Raw genomic sequence first — 15012 nt, 5'->3', positions numbered from 1 at the left:
CGGGCTGATCTGACGGGCACGATGCGCCGGTTCAGAATATCGGCACCCTTCGCGCGTCCGAAAGGCCGCGCGTCGCCCCAAGCCGTCAGCATCAACGATGTGCGCTGCGCAGCTGTGATGATTGCTTCTCGGCCTTCATTTTTTCCCTGAACCATTCGAGCGTCAGGGCCACGCCTTGCTCGTAACTGATCTTACACGACCACTCGGGCATGACGTAGTTCGCATTGCTGAGGTCCGGCCGCCGGTTGGTGGGATCCTGCGGGGGGGAGGGCTCGAAGACGATCGGCACGCCGCCGACGAGGCGGGAGACATATTGCGCGACCTCGAGAACCGAAATCTCGCGATCGTTGCCGATATTCAGCGGCCCCTTATAGTCGGTTTGGTTTATCCAGAAATAACGGGCGAAGCCGTCGACGATATCGTCGACATAACCCCAGCTGCGGGACTGCAGACCGTCGCCGAATACGGTGATCGGGCGGCCCGAGAGCGCCTGGGTGATGAAGTTGGAGACCGCGCGCCCATCGTCGGCGCGGGTGCGGGGGCCATAAATGTTGAAGGGACGGATGACCTTGACGTCGAGCCCCTGGGTGCGCTGCATCTCGAACAGCAGCGATTCCGTGCAGCGCTTGCTCTCGTCGTAGGACGAGCGTGGCCCGGTACAGTCGACCTGGCCCTTGTAGGATTCCGGCTGCGGCGAGACAAGCGGATCGCCATAGACTTCGGAAGACGAGGTAAAGCCGAAACGACCGCCCTTCTTCAGAAGATCGAGAAGCCGCATTGCCCCGAGAAGATTGGCGGAAATCGTCCGCTTCGGCTCCTTCATATACCAGGGCGGCGATGCGGGTGAGGCAAGATGATAGATTTCGTCGAATTTATCGGAGGTCTGCAGCGTTTCGACATCCGATTTCACGAAGTGGAAACGCGGGTCCTTGATGTGCTCGATGTTTTCGAAAAGTCCGGTCCAAAGATTGTCTACAACGACGAGTTTCTGAAGGTCAGTCCGAAGCAGAAGTCGATCGCACAGATGCGATCCGATGAAACCAGCTCCGCCCGAAATCAATACAGTTTTCATTTGCATTGCCCCTGATGACTTCAAAAAAGTAACTGTCTATTAGCATTCCCTATAAGGACTGGCAATTGCTTAGAGAAATTCTAAGAAATACTCGCGCGTTAATCTTAATTATTAATTTGCAGTACTTAAGGTAGTATCACCCTGTGTACTGCGGGGCGAAGTTGCGGACTGACGGACATGCTGCAGCCGGCTCGACTACAGCATGTCCGTCAGTCGCCAAGCGCTCTCTATCATAAGGGTGCAGTCGCGCATCGGGCTAAGGTCCGACTCGAGACGATCACTTGATTCAGCGCATTGCCGTCGGTGTGCATCAAGGCCGACGCGCAAACAGCCCGCTCCGGCGTCCGTCACGCCGATTGCGCCCATTTCCGATCAGTCGACCGCAAGCGCGGTCAATATCTGATAGGCGGCGGCGACCCGATCCTGGTTGGGATAATTTTTATTGGCCAGGATGACGATGCCGAGGCGCTCCTTGGGAATGAAGGCGACATAGGCGCCGAAGCCGTTGGTCGAGCCTGTCTTGTTGATCCAGACGTCGTCACGCGGTTTCATCGGTGGCCTGAGCTCAGAGACCGGAATTGTCTTCAGCATAGCGGCCGAATTGCCCTCGAGCAGGCTCGCCAGGGTGGCGGGATAGGCATATTGCTCCCAGATCAGATCCTGGGTCATAGCCCCGACGCTGAAATATCCGGTATGGGTCCTGGCAATCGCCTGCTGCAGCGTTTCGTCGAGTTTGACCAGGCCCATATTGGCGCCGACGAAGCGGATCATGTCGCCGGCCGTCGATCTCACGCCATAGGCTTCGGAGGAAAGCAGAGCCGGCGTCAGCCGCGCCGGCTCGCCGCTGCGCTTATAGCCTTGAGCATAATCGGCCAGCCGCGACTTCGGCACCTTGATAAAGGTGCTCTTCAATTCGAGAGCGGCAAACAGTTTGCCTTCCATCAGGGCGGCGAAATCGCCGCCCATGGCCTTCGCCGTGATGTAGCCGAGCATGCCGATGCTCGGATTGGCGTAACTTCTCTGCGTCCCCGTCGCGTAGGAGGGCTGCCAGGCGGCGAAATAGGAAAGCAGCTGCTTTTCGGTCTTGACGTCATCGGGCAGCTGCAGCGGAAATCCGCCGGCGGTATGGGTGGCGAGATTGATCAGCGCGACATCGCCGAACGGCTTGCCCTTCATCGCCGGCAGATATGTGCTCACCTTGCCGTCGAGCGAAAATTCGTCCTTCGCGTCAGCGTAAGATGCCAGCGTCGCAGTGAAAGTCTTGCTGATCGATCCGAGTTCGAACAGCGTCGTCGGCGCCACCGGCCGGCCGGTCTCCTTCGATTCGACGCCATAAGTGAAGACATGCTGCTCTCCATCGACGGTGATGCCGACGGCAACGCCCGGGATGGCGTTTTTCTCCATGACCGGCTTGATCGCGGCGTCGACGATCGTCCGCACTTTCGCGGCATCGGCGGCAAAGCCGCTTGCGCAAGCACATGCCGGGATCAAAGCGGCCGATAAAATTCCTATCCCAATAATCTTCATATCAGTCATCCTCCAAAGGTCGGTCAACAGAGCTTGAAGCGCACTCAGACCGCGTTTAAAGGCGCTGTTTTCCGATCACAAACGATGATATCTCGCGGGAGATAAAAGAAAATCTAGGGCTTACATGGTTCGTCCATTCCTCCCGCTGAACAGTCTCCGCGCCTTCGAAGCCTCCGCCAGACATCTGAGCTTCACCCGCGCTGCAATCGAGCTCTGTGTCACCCAGGCGGCCGTCAGCCAGCAGGTCAAGGGACTGGAGAAGCGGCTGGGCGTGGCGCTGTTCCAGCGCCTTCCCCGCGGCTTGAAGATCACCGCGGAAGGCGAGGCGCTGCTGCCAACGGTCACCGCCTCCTTCGACCAGATGGCGAAGACGCTCGACAGGATCGAGGCCGGGCAGGTGCGCGAGCTCATGTTCCTCGGTGTCGTCGGAACCTTCGCCGTCGGCTGGCTCCTGCCGCGGCTTGCGGATTTCCAGCGCCGGCATCCCTTCATCGATCTGCGCATTTCCACCAACAACAACCGCGTCGATCCGGCGGCGGAAGGGCTCGATTTCGCCATCCGCTTCGGCAGCGGCTCATGGCACGGCACGCAGGCTGAGCGCCTGTTCGAAGCGCCGCTTTCGCCTCTCTGCATCCCGAAACTGGCCGACGAACTCCGATCGCCGGCAGACCTTGCCGGGGCGACATTGCTTCGCAGCTATCGCACGGATGAGTGGAGCACCTGGTTCCAGGCCACGGGCGTGCCGCCGGCCGCCCAGGTCAATGCCGGCATCGTCTTCGATTCCTCCGTCGGCATGATGGAGGCGGCTCTGCAGGGGCTCGGCGTGGCGCTCGCCCCGCCCTCGATGTTTTCAAGGCACCTCTGCTCGGGTGCGATCGTGCAGCCCTTCGCCACCGTCATCTCGCTCGGAAGCTATTGGCTGACGCGCCTGCAGTCGCGGCCGGTCACGGCGGCCATGCGCGCTTTTTCCGACTGGATCTTTTCGGAAATCGAAAGGTAATCCAGGGGAGCGCCCACCGGAATGGGCGCTCCGATTGAGGCGTCATTTCTGGATGCAAGTGTCGACCGTATCCTTGGTGCACTCGTCCAGCCCGGTAAAGACCGGATCATCGACCTTCTTGCCCGAGATCAGGTCCATCATCACGGTCGGGGCCTTGTAGCCCATTTCGAACGGCCGCTGGCCGACGAGCGCGGTTACCAGGCCTTCCTTGGCGATCGCCACTTCATCGCCAATGGTGTCGGCGGCGCCGATGACGAACTCGTTCTTGCCGATCTTGTCGGCCATCGGCTTGAACAGGTCGCGATAGGGCTGCGGGGCGCCGAACAGCGGCCAGCCGCCCATAATGCCGAAGGCGTCGAGATCGGGATTGGCGGCGAGGATGTCGGTCATCGCCTGCACGCCCTTAGCGCCGTCGTCATTGGTAAAGACCGGGCAGCCGGCCACCTCGGTCCAGCCGCCTTCGCCCTTCAGGGCATCGAGCCCTTTCTTGCCGCTCAGCGTATCCCGCATGCCCTGGGCACGGCGCAGAATATTGTCGGCGCCGGGATTGCCTTCGATGGTGCAGATCTTGCCGCCCTTCGGCTTGGCCTTCTTGATATATTCGCCGATCTTGGCGCCCATCAGATAGTTGTCGGTGCCGAGATAGGTCTTGCGCAAAGCCGAATCTTCGGCCGCCAGATCGGCATCGAGCGTCATGACGGGTACGCTCGGATTGGCGGTCTTGAGCGTCTGGGCGATCAGCTTGGCGTTCGACGGCGAGATGGCGATCGCCGCCGTATCGGCCTTGCCGAGCATATCCTGGACGATCTGCGCTTCGCCGGCCTCGTCCGAGGTCGATGCCGGGCCGGTATAGAAGCATTCATATTCGGCCGAGGCGTTTTCCTTGTTCCATTTCTGGCAACCCTGGTTGATCGCCTCGAAGAACGGGTTGTCGAGGCCCTTGACGACGATGACCAGCTGCTTCTTGGCGGCCATGGCCTCACCGGCCGTGAACGCCAGGACTGCAGCAGCAGCCAGCAATAATGCCTTCCTCATAGCTTCCTCCCTTTTTGAAAAGGCGGACGCCTTCGTCCGCCCTGTTATCAACCGGGATACCAGACGATACGAGGCTCCTCCCTTGAACGCCGGTATTCCCAGGCTGAATCGATGAGCTTTTCCAGATCGTAGACGGGGCGCCAGTCCAGGAGGAACTTCGCCTTGCTGTTATCCATCCAGTTCGAGTGGTATTCACTCGGGATGTCGACGGAGCCGAGCCCGCGCGTGCGGGCGAGATAAGCGGCGACTTCGCCGTAATCGACCGGCCGATCCATTGCGATGTTGAAGAGCTGGCCCACGGCACGCGGATTGTCGATCGCCGCCAGGATCGCGGAGACGAGATCGTCGACATGGACGAAATTGCGCTTCAGCGGCCGCCCGTCGGCATCGCGCAGCAGCGGCACCGTGCCGTCGCGCGCATAACGTTCCGCATCGGCCGGCGGCACCAGGCTCTTCCAATCCGGCCCGCCGAACACGTCGTCGCCGAAAGAGAGGGTAAACTTGAAATCGTCCTTCTCCATGATCCAGGGCGCGCGCAGACAGCAGCTGTTTATGCCGTATTGGATGGCGAACTGCTCCAGCATCACCTCTTCAAGCACCTTGGAGAGCGCGTAGCAGCCGGGATATGCCCGATGCGGCGTCTTTTCGGTCACCGGCCCGTCGTGACGATAGAAGAAATGGCCGATGCCGGCATCGCCGCCGATGAGGATGAACTGGCGCGCTGTCGGGTTTAGGCGAAAGGCCTCGAGCAGCCAGAACAGCCCCTTGACGGTAACATCCATCACATCGTCAGGCGTTTCTTTGCAGGTGGCGAGATGCAGCACATGGGTGACGCCCGCCATCGCCGCTGTCACGACGGCGCTGTCGGCGATCGAACCCTTGATGACCTCGATGCGGTCGGACTCTTCGATCACGCGGTTGTGGCAAAGCGCGCGAATGCGTGCATTGGAAAACTTCGGCTCGTCAAGCAGCCCAGATATGAAGCGCCGCCCGACCTTGCCCGTAGCCCCGGTGACAAGGATCAGCATGGTCTCTCTCCCAGCAACAGCTAATATCCCAGCGTTTCCGGCGTCAATCTGTATTTGCGCGGTGAAGTAGATTTTTGCTTGAGCGGGCCGGTTAGGCCGAGATTTTATTGACCATTCCTCGGCCATTTGCGTAAATGATCATAATCGCTTTTTCGGGAGGAGATCGGGAGAGCGAGATTGCAGGTGGCTGGCGTGCGGTGCGCGACGGCAGCCTGCGGGTTCCGGGGAGGGTGGTCGGCTGGCAGCGGTTCTCGAACTTACCAATATTTCCAAGCATTTTGGTGCCATCCAGGCGGTGAACGACGTGTCGTTTACGCTCGAAGCCGGCCAGGTCGTCGGTCTGATGGGCGATAACGGCGCGGGAAAGAGCACGCTGGTCAAGATGATCGCCGGCAACTTCCGGCCGAGCGAGGGTACGATGCGGCTCGACGGCAAGGAGATCGTCATGCACCGGCCGGTCGAGGCGCGCCAGCACGGCATCGAGATTGTCCATCAGGATCTGGCGCTCTGCAACAATCTGACCGCCGCGGCCAATGTCTTCCTCGGCCGGGAGCTCCGCCGCGGTGTCGGCCCGTTCCGCGTGCTCGATTACAAGACGATGTACCGGCGCGCCGGCGAGATCTTCAAGGAATTGAAATCGGAAACCCGCCCACGCGACCTCGTCAAGCAGATGTCGGGCGGCCAGCGGCAGGCGGTGGCGATCGGCCGCACCATGCTGTCGGAAGCGAAGATCGTGCTGATGGACGAGCCGACCGCTGCGATTTCGGTCCGCCAGGTGGCCGAGGTCTTGAACCTGATCCGCGAATTGCGCGACCGGGGCATCGCGGTCGTGCTGATCAGCCACCGCATGCCGGACGTCTTTACCGTCGCCGATCGGGTGATCGTCATGCGCCGCGGCCGGAAAGTCGCCGACAAATCGATCGCGTCGAGTTCGCCGGAGGAAGTGACGGGTCTGATAACAGGCGCCATCGAACAGGTTTGAGCGGCGCGACACGGGCAGAAAAGAAGGTCAGCAATGGCAGTTACCCTTGATCAGACGATTGCGCAGAGAGAGCGAAGCCGGCTTTCGGAGTTTGTCGGCAGCCAGACCTTCTGGGTGCTGGTCGCCGTCATTCTCGCCTGCCTTTTCCTGTCCTTCGCCACCGATTCCTTCGCGACGGCGAAGAACCTCTATAACATCACCCGCAACGTCACCTTCGTCGCGATCATTGCGCTCGGCATGACGCTTGTGATCATCACCGGCGGCATCGACCTGTCAGTGGGCTCGGTGCTCTGCCTCTGCAGCATGGTGCTGGCTGTCACCATGCATGCCGGTTATGGCATCGAAATCGGCATAGCGGCCGCGATCGGCACGGCGCTTGTCGTCGGCGCCTTCAATGGCGCGATGATCGCCTATCTCGATTTCCCGCCCTTCGTGGTGACGCTCGGCATGCTGTCGGTGGCGCGCAGCCTGGCCATGGTCGCCTCCAACAACACCGTGGTTTTCCAATTCGGCCCTGATCACGACAAGCTCCTGGCACTCGGCGGCGGCGCCTGGTTCCTCGGCATCGCCAATCCCGTCCTCTACATGATCATACTGGCGCTGCTGACCGGCTTCGTGCTGCGCTGGACGCGTTTCGGCCGCTATATCTTCGCCATCGGCGGCAATGAACACGCCGCGACACTGACCGGCGTTCCGGTGCGCCGCATCAAGGTCGCCGTCTACATGATCTCGGCGCTGTCCGCCGGCATTGCCGGCATCGTCCAGACCGGCTGGCTCGGCGCCGTCACCACCAATATCGGTGCCGGCATGGAGCTGCAGGTCATCGCCGCCGCCGTCATCGGCGGCGCGAATCTCGCCGGCGGCGTCGGCACCGCCTTCGGCGCCCTGGTCGGTGCGGCGCTGATCGAAGTGATCCGCAACAGCCTCGGCCTGCTCGGCATCAACGCCTTCTGGCAGGGGACCTTTATCGGCGGCGCGATCGTGCTGGCGGTGCTGTTCGATCGGATCCGGAATTTCAGGCAGAGCGAGTAGGCTTCATCGGCGTCGGCATATCGGCCACCGCTGATGCTCTGTAAAATGACGTATTTTGTCTTTCAGTGACTGGCCTTATAAGCAGTTCCGGTTTGGGATGCGCCGAAGAGTTCGTCTTGCTGGCGGCGCTGCTGCACCGGCCTATGCTGCCGGTGGACGGTACCGGATCGACTTTGCCTTTTCCAAGGCCCGGATCGTATCCTCGACCTCGAGGAGCACGCTGGTCTCAATAGAGCTGAGCGCGCCGCCGGCGCCGATCGCAAGCGTGACGGCCGCCATCGATACGTTGTCGGGCGCCTCCCACAAATTCCATCCGTCATGCTCGCCGAAGGCGTACCAGAACCCGTGGAGTTTGCCGCCCACGGATTCGATATAGCTGCGTGCCGCCTCCCGGCGATCCTCAGGGTTTTCGATCATGCGCGCCCAGGTTTCGGGCGTGTAGCTGAAGCGCGTGAGATACATGGCCATGGTCTGCTTCCTCCGCCAGAGCGATAGAGTAAACGCCCAAGCCGGGTGGAAGGCGAGTCACTCAATGTGCGTATCGGATAGAGGCTGCTGCGGTTTGTTGATCTTTCCCACGCGGAAACTCGTTGCTCCGTAGGTATCCGGCAAAAACCTGTGACAAGAGCCGATATGCCTGGCTACTCTATTTTCAATTGGCTTCGAGGCTTCAGAAAGCGAGGGATGGACCATGGATGTCGATTTCACCGGCGGATGTCAGTGCGGCGCGATACGTTATGCGCTGAGCCAAAGACCGCAGAATGTCCATGTCTGCCACTGCCGCATGTGCCAGAAGGCCGTCGGCGGACCGTTTGCGATCATCTGCCCGGTTCTGAAGCCGGCATTTCGGGTCACGCGCGGCACGATCAGCTATTTCATGAGTTCCGACGTTGGGCGGCGCGGCTTCTGCGCCGCCTGCGGCACGCCGCTGACCTTCGATTATCCGGATGGCGACGACATCGGCGTTCTTGTCGGCACCTTGGATGATCCGAACCAGGCACCTCCGGAAAATCAATACGGCAATGAGAGCCGCGTTGTCTGGTATTCCGGGCTGAGAGATGTTCCCGGTGACTCTCCCACCTATGCCGGTAACCCGGAAATGCGTCTGCGGATCAGCAGCACGAACCACCAACATCCGGATCACGAAACCGACGTCTGGCCGCCGGTCGACGCTAGGTGATGACGGGGCGGGCTCGGCGGCGAAAATAACGCCGCCGGAACCGCCTGCCGGTTTAAGCCTCGATGATGTAGACGATCGTCAAAGCATTCGGATCGACGATGACGATCCGGCCGTCCGCAAGGATGAAGAAGCGATAGCCTTCATATTGCGGCACGATCTTGACGATGCGTGGCGGCAGCGGTTCAAGCCGGACTTTCTTCGGGATTTTCACCCCGACGGAGACCGTGAAGTCCACTTCCTTCACCGGCTTGACACGGACCTCCTTTACGACCGTTCGAATTTCGGTCTGCTGCTCGACCGATATTTTGACGTTGGTTTTGGTGTTCGTCTGGTTGTTGGTCGTCGTGTTGTTGTTGACGTTGGTTTCCGACGAGCTCTTGTTTGTCGTCGTCGCATTCTGATCGCTCGGCTGCTTCGACGTATCGCCGCTCTGCGTGGTGGTGGTGCCGGATTTGGCGGCGGGCTTCTGTTCGGTCGTGGTGGCGCCGCTGGCGTCCGGCGATGCGGGCTTGGTTTCCGTCGAAGCCTTGCCCGGGGTGCTTCCGCTCGTCGAGCTGTTGTCGTTCGAAGGCTGTTCAGCGCTCTTTTTCATGTCGGAGCCCTGGCCGGATTTCTGCTGTGTCGTCTGACCCTTGCCCTGCGGGCAGGCCCCGGAAGCATCGGGGGTGCAGTCGGTCTTGCCGGCGCCGGATTGCGAACCGGAATCCGTGCTTTGAGAACCGGACTGGGCTTGGCCGCTGCTCTTGGTCGTGTCCTGCTGGGCCGCGGCCGGCAGTGTGGCAAGCGGCGAGACGCTGAGCGACAGCGCAGCCAGAAGCATGGTGAGATGGTTGCTTTTCATGATCATTCTCCGAAGTTCGAACACGCGATGCCGCCCGCATCCTCATGCGTGACATGCGCGCCCTGATTGTTGGAATGGCGGCTTTGCCGCCTGTTGGTCACTCGATGACCTGGATGACGGTCCGCGAGGAAGGTTCGACGATCACACGCTGATCGTTGACGATCGCATATGCATATTTCGGATCGTCGGGAATTGGTGTCACGACGACGGTCTCCGGCAGGGGCTGCCCGACGACGACCTTCTCCTTCACCACGACGCGTTCAGCCGGGACGGGAGCCTGCTCGACATAGGTCACCACCTTTGGCGGCGGCGGATCGATGACGCTGCCTGCGACTCCGCCGACGATGCCGCCGACGGCGGCACCCACCGGGCCGCCGACGATCGCACCCGTCGCGGCGCCACCGACCGCACCTGTGACCGTCGACTGCTGCGCAAAGGCAGACGCCGACGCCAGCAGGATGCCAGCGGCAGTTGTTACTGCTTTGATATTCATCTGTTGCTCCATTGATGCGGTTGGTTCCGCTGGAGTGCCAACCGGCTAATGGAGGAACGGTTCCGGAGTTAGGACTTGAGGCCGGGGCTTAGCCGACCTTGGTCCCAGCCGTCGACCCCTCGCTACTGCGTGGAGAAACGGCTCAGCATCCGGTCGTGGACATTCTCCTCACCGACGATCATCGCGGCAAGTGCTATGGCTTTTTCGCGGTCGGCGGGCTTTGTTATATAGCCTTCGAGCAGCACGACAGGGCCGAGCATCCTGACTTCGATAGCGCTGCTGTCGATGTCGGGATCAGCGGAAAGGGCTGCCTCGATTGTTGCGATGGTTGCTGCCGAACTGTGGCCTTGCGAAAAGCGCTCTTCGTGGTTGTTGTTGGGGCCGAACTTCATCTCCTCCTCCCGTTCCGCCCCTCCACGGACCTGCAGGTTACATGCATCTGTTATATGAACAGCAGGTGCCGCCCTTCCAGTCCGACTTAGGTCCGGCTTTTCCCCGGCATCACCTGGCTTAGATGCTTCCCGTCCGATTGAAGGACATCTCGGGAAGGTCCTGGTCGTCGCGAAGCACCGCCGGGACCTCCTGGCGAAGCGCCAACCTGCCGATCCCGGCGTCCGCGTTTCAGCGGATGGGAAAGGTTTCTTGTGGAGGGTAAATGAACGAATGGCAATACAGACGGTCGGTATCGTGGACTGGCACACGAGCGAAGACTTCGCGCCTCTGATGCTTGTAATGGGCGGCCAGGAAAAACACAGGCTGGTCCGGTCGCTCGGCGAGGTCGCCGGCGCGCTTATCGCCGCCTGGCCGACGGATGACGGGCGGGAATATATTGCGGCTGTAAAGACCTGCCTGGATGCGATCCAGGGCAATATTTCGCCCGATGTGGCGCGCGCCGCACTCATTCGCGCCGCGGAGGAAGCTGGAATACGGGTGATCGCGGTCGTTCACTGAGACAGTGAGATGAGCCGGCGGCATATGCACAGCGCCGTTCGGCCGGATGAAATGGTGGGGCGGCCGGCGATAGCTTGCCGCTGCCCTGCCGCAGCTCGCAATCGGATGTCAGAACGGTGTCTCGGGGGTAATGTGGATCGCACAGAGCATAGGGGTGCGCGGGGAGACAGGAGAGGCTCCCTCTGCGCGATCCGAAGCAAGAAACGCCCGCGGGTCGCAAGAGTTTCCGTACGGTGTCGTACAGAGTAAAGTACTTCTGAAAAAAAGCCCCGCTGGATTGCGGGGCTGCAAAGAGTTGGAAAGGACAAATGCGAAGTCGACTGAGCGAGGATCACATCCGCACTCTTAACTCGCCGGCATTGAAGAAGTTCCTGCGACTTATGATCTTGTTGATACGGCTCATAAACGCTGAGCGAGTGGTGATATATTTAAAACCTTGCGTTGGAACATTTTGGTCGCTCTGTCGATCTGATCGCAAACGGAGAGAAGAGCATCTCCGTTATTTCAGTGTCACCATTGGCTCTCCGCCTTGTCCCCACAGCAACTGAGCAATTCTCTGGCGCAAGCTTAGAAACGCCTTCCGGCCCCTATGCACCTGTCGTTTTCCTGTGGTCACCCCTCCGGGAGCGACGAAAACCGGCTGGCGTCGAACGGACCTGTGGCGGCGACCGGAACGGGATTCTCGTCTGAAGCCGCGACATTCGCCTCGCGATGGACCGTGCGTGGGGAAAGGCGAGGAGCGCTCAATCCAATCGCCGCGCCGGGAGAATGCAGCGCCCATTGCATCAGCGCCGCTTCGGACGTCGATCCAAGGAAATCTGCTTCTTCCCAGGACGCGGTCATCGGCAGGGAGGCGATCATGTCGGCGCCCTGCCTGGAGGTCTGCTGTGCGGCAACGACGGGATGGAAACGAGCGTGAGCCGGCAATGCGGGCCGTCTCTCCGGAAGTGCTGCAATCGGGCCGATCGAGGCAGTCACCAGTTTATCGTCCGCGCCCGCGTCGAGGGCGAGGGGGCGCATCGCCGGTATCGGAATCGGGAGAGATGAAAGGTCGGGAACGGAGCCTTTGTCATCGCGCTCGACCGCGCCGGTCTGCTGCGCCAGCGCATCCAAGGCCTGGCTTCTCGACGTCGGCAGCAGCGCCGTCACCAGCTTTTTGTCCGTGGTGCCGCCGCTCGGGGTGGCGGAGGCTCCCGTATCTTCGTCTTCTCCGGCGGTGCCGGCGATCTCGATCGCGCTGGAGCTGACGCGCTTCCTGTAGTTCGCAACCGCCTGATTATATCCCGGCAGGGGCCGGCCATCGGCCGGAAGATGCATCGTCTTCCCATTCGGGAATATGCGCGCGAGTTCCTGCCGGGACATGCGGGGCCAGGCCCGGACATTGCCGACGTCGAGATGCACGAAGGGCGATCCCGAGGTCGGATAATATCCGACACCGCCGACCTGCATCTGCATGGCAATGGCACGCAGTGTCGCAAGCTTCACGCCGGGAATGTAGAAATCCATCGCCTTGCCCAGCATGTGCTGGCTCTTCTTGGCGACGCCAGTGCTGCGCGAGCGGTTGCGCAGCATGTTGTTGGTGGCAGGGGAACGATAGGCGGAGACAACGTGGATATAATCCTTGCCGCCGCTCTTCTTATACACCTCCCAGACCAGGTCGAGCAGCCGCGGATCCATCCGGGTCGGCTCATTCCTTCGCCAGTCGCGCAGAAAGCGATTGATCTGGGCGAGGCCCCTTGAATCGAACTTTCCATCCCGCTTGTACGTAATCGTCGCCCTTTCGCCCGTATGGGTAAAGAACAGCTTCAGCGCCCGATCTTCCGCCGAGGCGAGGGATGCAGAACCGGCAAGTGCCGGTAGCGCAAACAGAGCCGGCAGAACGGTCTGCGCCGCGAAGCGTTTGGCACGCGACAGGAGCGCGGCAATTCCGCCCAAGGCTTCACCCGATAAACCCTGTGAATACTCCAACACGAACAATCCCGTCCCACACCAAACATTCGACGACGGGCGGAAACCTCCGCATCCATCAGGCCTAGTAAAGCCAGCTTATGGTCAACAAAATGCTAACGAGCGCATGTGGAGGTTTGGCGAATTGAAGATGTGGGCCGCCCGAGGCGTCAAGCTCGTGAATGTGCGCACCACTTTAAGCTTGATCTGGGTGAGGCGGTTTGGATCGAACCTTCCGTCGCGCCCCTCTCGCCCGTATGCGTGAAGAACAGTTTCAGGGCACGACCTTCCGCTCAGGCTGGCCGTCGCCGTCTGATCATCTTGCCCGCCTGCGGGACCTGAATGAGCAACAAAAGGGACTATCAAATGCCGGCCAACGGCGAAACAGCCGGGCCATTCAAAGCGGTGCCGTCGACGGCGAAATGTGAGCCATGGCAAGGACAATCCCAGCAGCGCTCAAGGGAATTCCAGTGCACGTGGCAGCCTATGTGTGTGCAAGATGCCGATTGTTTGTAGAGCACCCCAGCCTCTGTTCGGAAGGCGGCGATCTTGGTCAGCCCCTCCCGGACAATGGCGCCTTCACCAGGCTGCAACTTGTCGACGGAATCGAGTTCGCCAGGCGCGACATACTCTGCGAAATTCTTGATCGCCGTCGCATTCTCCATCAGGTAATCGCCGATCGCCCGGGGCGTCTTCCGCGAGGGCTCGTAAAGTTCCCGCCACGGACTGTCGCCATTGAGCACGAGATCGCGGATCAACAGTGAAGCGACCACGCCATGGGTCATGCCTTCGCCGGAATCGCCGGTGATGACGAACACGCGTTGATTGCCGGGATTGCGGCCGATGAAGGCGGCGTAGTCGATCGTCTCCATCACCTGCCCAGACCAGCGATGGGTCTCGGCTCCAATATCCGGCATCAGACGCCGGGTCCAGGCCGTCAAGGCGGCGAAGCGCTCTCCGGCATCGTCGACGGCGCCTGTTTTGTGGTCTTCACCGCCGACGATGAGAAAGTCCGTCGCGCCGTCACCGGGTTGCAGACGCACGTAATGATAGGGATCTTCCATGTCCCAATAGAGCCCATCTGCGATCGCCCCGCGTTCGATCTCGAAGGCCATCGCATAGGTCCGATACGGCGCTTGCTTGGTGTGAATGGCGACACGGTCATTGATCGGCGAGTTGGTGGCGACCACTGCCCATTTGCCGGTAATGCTGAAGCCGGAGTCCGTCGACACACGAACACCGCCTTCGGTCTCTTCGACCTGCTCGACCACTGTGTCGCAGAAGAGTTTGCCGCCGCGAGCGCGAATGCCCGCCGTCAGCCCACGGAGATATTTGAGCGGATGGAATGTCGCCTGACTGGCATAACGAAGCGCGGGTGTCGCAGAGCACCCTGCAAATGGCAGGCCTGTGACTTTTTCGACCGCGGCGCCGATTCGCAGTGCGGCGTCGAATTCGCGTTTGAGATCGGTTTCCTCTCCTTGGGACGATGGAAACAGGAACCCGTCGACACGTCTGAAGTCACAGTCGATACCTTCGGTCCCCCGGATCGCCTCTATACGGTCGATCGCCGCCGATTGGCTCTCATAGAACCGGCGAGCCAGGTCGCGCCCTCGAAGATCAATCAACTTGGAGAAATAGTCGTCGCATATGGATGACAGATGCGCGGTCGTGCGGGCCGTCATGCCGCTGCCTATCTGGCCGCGATCGATGACATCAACCTTCTGTCCTGCAAGGGCGAGTTCGTAGGCTACCGACAAGCCGGCAATTCCGGAGCCGATGACAACGACATCGGCCTCATCATTCCCAGTGAGTGGAGTGGCGTCGGGCATAACCCTGAGCGAGGCCCACAAGGAGACAGTTCTTTCATCGCTCACATTCATGGCGCACATCTCCGAACAAGTATTTCCTAAATTGAAGAAGGCAC

Annotated in this window: 15 protein-coding genes; 5 read left to right on the top strand and 10 right to left on the bottom strand. The window is 60.7% G+C overall.

All coding sequences use genetic code 11. From position 1 onward, the window contains the following. Positions 1–91: 91 nt before the first annotated feature. Both AMK02_RS16160 and ampC read right to left on the bottom strand, forming a co-directional pair. Positions 92–1072, bottom strand: a complete 981-nt coding sequence (locus AMK02_RS16160) for an NAD-dependent epimerase/dehydratase family protein (protein ID WP_064804350.1) — start codon at positions 1070–1072, stop codon at positions 92–94. Positions 1073–1444: 372 nt separating this feature from the next. Continuing rightward, positions 1445–2599, bottom strand: coding sequence for a class C beta-lactamase (ampC, locus tag AMK02_RS16155; RefSeq protein WP_082929673.1), 1155 nt, complete (start codon positions 2597–2599; stop codon positions 1445–1447). 124 nt (positions 2600–2723) lie between these two features. On the opposite strand from ampC, the gene AMK02_RS16150 reads away from it, so the two are divergent. After that, positions 2724–3599, top strand: coding sequence for a LysR family transcriptional regulator (locus tag AMK02_RS16150; RefSeq protein ID WP_064804346.1), 876 nt, complete (start codon positions 2724–2726; stop codon positions 3597–3599). Positions 3600–3641: 42 nt separating this feature from the next. Here the strand turns inward: AMK02_RS16150 and AMK02_RS16145 are convergent, their stop codons facing one another. Both AMK02_RS16145 and AMK02_RS16140 read right to left on the bottom strand, forming a co-directional pair. Further along, positions 3642–4634: a sugar-binding protein gene (locus AMK02_RS16145; protein WP_064804344.1), complete on the bottom strand. Its 993-nt coding sequence runs from the start codon at positions 4632–4634 to the stop codon at positions 3642–3644. A 47-nt stretch (positions 4635–4681) separates the two neighbouring features. Next, entirely contained in the window at positions 4682–5662 is a 981-nt protein-coding gene (locus AMK02_RS16140) for an NAD-dependent epimerase/dehydratase family protein (protein ID WP_064804342.1), read from the bottom strand. A 187-nt stretch (positions 5663–5849) separates the two neighbouring features. Here AMK02_RS16140 and AMK02_RS16135 point away from each other — a divergent pair, with 187 nt between their 5' ends. Both AMK02_RS16135 and AMK02_RS16130 read left to right on the top strand, forming a co-directional pair. Beyond that, the gene (locus tag AMK02_RS16135) at positions 5850–6644 is read left to right on the top strand and encodes an ATP-binding cassette domain-containing protein (RefSeq protein WP_189637021.1); all 795 of its coding nucleotides are present in this window, start codon (positions 5850–5852) and stop codon (positions 6642–6644) included. Between the two features lie 33 nt (positions 6645–6677). Then, positions 6678–7676 carry an ABC transporter permease gene (locus AMK02_RS16130; RefSeq protein WP_064804338.1) on the top strand — a complete coding sequence of 333 codons (999 nt, stop codon included), beginning with the start codon at positions 6678–6680 and terminating at the stop codon, positions 7674–7676. Between the two features lie 141 nt (positions 7677–7817). Here the strand turns inward: AMK02_RS16130 and AMK02_RS16125 are convergent, their stop codons facing one another. Continuing rightward, the gene (locus AMK02_RS16125) at positions 7818–8144 is read right to left on the bottom strand and encodes a GYD domain-containing protein (RefSeq protein WP_064804337.1); all 327 of its coding nucleotides are present in this window, start codon (positions 8142–8144) and stop codon (positions 7818–7820) included. A gap of 223 nt (positions 8145–8367) precedes the next feature. On the opposite strand from AMK02_RS16125, the gene AMK02_RS16120 reads away from it, so the two are divergent. Then, positions 8368–8856, top strand: a complete 489-nt coding sequence (locus AMK02_RS16120; RefSeq protein ID WP_064804335.1) for a GFA family protein — start codon at positions 8368–8370, stop codon at positions 8854–8856. Positions 8857–8908: 52 nt separating this feature from the next. On the opposite strand, the gene AMK02_RS16115 is transcribed toward AMK02_RS16120, so the two are convergent. From AMK02_RS16115 to AMK02_RS16105, 3 genes are all read right to left on the bottom strand, one after another. Further along, positions 8909–9697: a DUF1236 domain-containing protein gene (locus AMK02_RS16115; protein ID WP_064804334.1), complete on the bottom strand. Its 789-nt coding sequence runs from the start codon at positions 9695–9697 to the stop codon at positions 8909–8911. 97 nt (positions 9698–9794) lie between these two features. Continuing rightward, positions 9795–10190 (bottom strand): DUF1236 domain-containing protein, encoded by a 396-nt coding sequence (locus AMK02_RS16110; protein ID WP_064804332.1) that lies wholly within the window; start codon positions 10188–10190, stop codon positions 9795–9797. 122 nt (positions 10191–10312) lie between these two features. Next, positions 10313–10582 carry a BON domain-containing protein gene (locus AMK02_RS16105; RefSeq protein WP_064804330.1) on the bottom strand — a complete coding sequence of 90 codons (270 nt, stop codon included), beginning with the start codon at positions 10580–10582 and terminating at the stop codon, positions 10313–10315. Positions 10583–10853: 271 nt separating this feature from the next. On the opposite strand from AMK02_RS16105, the gene AMK02_RS16100 reads away from it, so the two are divergent. After that, a complete protein-coding gene (locus AMK02_RS16100; protein WP_210303071.1) occupies positions 10854–11141 on the top strand; it encodes a DUF982 domain-containing protein in 288 nt (95 codons plus the stop codon). A 612-nt stretch (positions 11142–11753) separates the two neighbouring features. Here the strand turns inward: AMK02_RS16100 and AMK02_RS16095 are convergent. Then, on the bottom strand, positions 11754–13112 hold the full coding sequence (locus AMK02_RS16095; protein WP_064806274.1) for a DUF882 domain-containing protein: 1359 nt from the start codon (positions 13110–13112) through the stop codon (positions 11754–11756). A 338-nt stretch (positions 13113–13450) separates the two neighbouring features. Next, complete coding sequence (locus AMK02_RS16090; RefSeq protein WP_064804328.1) at positions 13451–14968, bottom strand: FAD-dependent oxidoreductase; 1518 nt, start codon at positions 14966–14968, stop codon at positions 13451–13453. Positions 14969–15012 lie beyond the last annotated feature (44 nt).

The sequence above is a fragment of the Rhizobium sp. N731 genome (assembly GCF_001664145.1).
Taxonomy (GTDB): Bacteria; Pseudomonadota; Alphaproteobacteria; order Rhizobiales; family Rhizobiaceae; genus Rhizobium; species Rhizobium esperanzae.
This window is presented reverse-complemented; position numbering and strand designations above follow the sequence as displayed.

Excerpts from the sequence above, each read along its gene's own strand:
- AMK02_RS16130 (WP_064804338.1), top strand. The coding sequence starts at position 6,678 with ATGGCAGTTACCCTTGATCAGACGATTGCGCAGAGAGAGCGAAGCCGG.
- AMK02_RS16110 (WP_064804332.1), bottom strand. The coding sequence starts at position 10,190 with ATGAATATCAAAGCAGTAACAACTGCCGCTGGCATCCTGCTGGCGTCG.
- AMK02_RS16115 (WP_064804334.1), bottom strand. The coding sequence starts at position 9,697 with ATGAAAAGCAACCATCTCACCATGCTTCTGGCTGCGCTGTCGCTCAGC.
- ampC (WP_082929673.1), bottom strand. The coding sequence starts at position 2,599 with ATGAAGATTATTGGGATAGGAATTTTATCGGCCGCTTTGATCCCGGCA.
- AMK02_RS16150 (WP_064804346.1), top strand. The coding sequence starts at position 2,724 with ATGGTTCGTCCATTCCTCCCGCTGAACAGTCTCCGCGCCTTCGAAGCC.
- AMK02_RS16100 (WP_210303071.1), top strand. The coding sequence starts at position 10,854 with ATGGCAATACAGACGGTCGGTATCGTGGACTGGCACACGAGCGAAGAC.
- AMK02_RS16090 (WP_064804328.1), bottom strand. The coding sequence starts at position 14,968 with ATGAATGTGAGCGATGAAAGAACTGTCTCCTTGTGGGCCTCGCTCAGG.
- AMK02_RS16140 (WP_064804342.1), bottom strand. The coding sequence starts at position 5,662 with ATGCTGATCCTTGTCACCGGGGCTACGGGCAAGGTCGGGCGGCGCTTC.
- AMK02_RS16145 (WP_064804344.1), bottom strand. The coding sequence starts at position 4,634 with ATGAGGAAGGCATTATTGCTGGCTGCTGCTGCAGTCCTGGCGTTCACG.
- AMK02_RS16105 (WP_064804330.1), bottom strand. The coding sequence starts at position 10,582 with ATGAAGTTCGGCCCCAACAACAACCACGAAGAGCGCTTTTCGCAAGGC.
- AMK02_RS16160 (WP_064804350.1), bottom strand. The coding sequence starts at position 1,072 with ATGAAAACTGTATTGATTTCGGGCGGAGCTGGTTTCATCGGATCGCAT.
- AMK02_RS16125 (WP_064804337.1), bottom strand. The coding sequence starts at position 8,144 with ATGGCCATGTATCTCACGCGCTTCAGCTACACGCCCGAAACCTGGGCG.
- AMK02_RS16120 (WP_064804335.1), top strand. The coding sequence starts at position 8,368 with ATGGATGTCGATTTCACCGGCGGATGTCAGTGCGGCGCGATACGTTAT.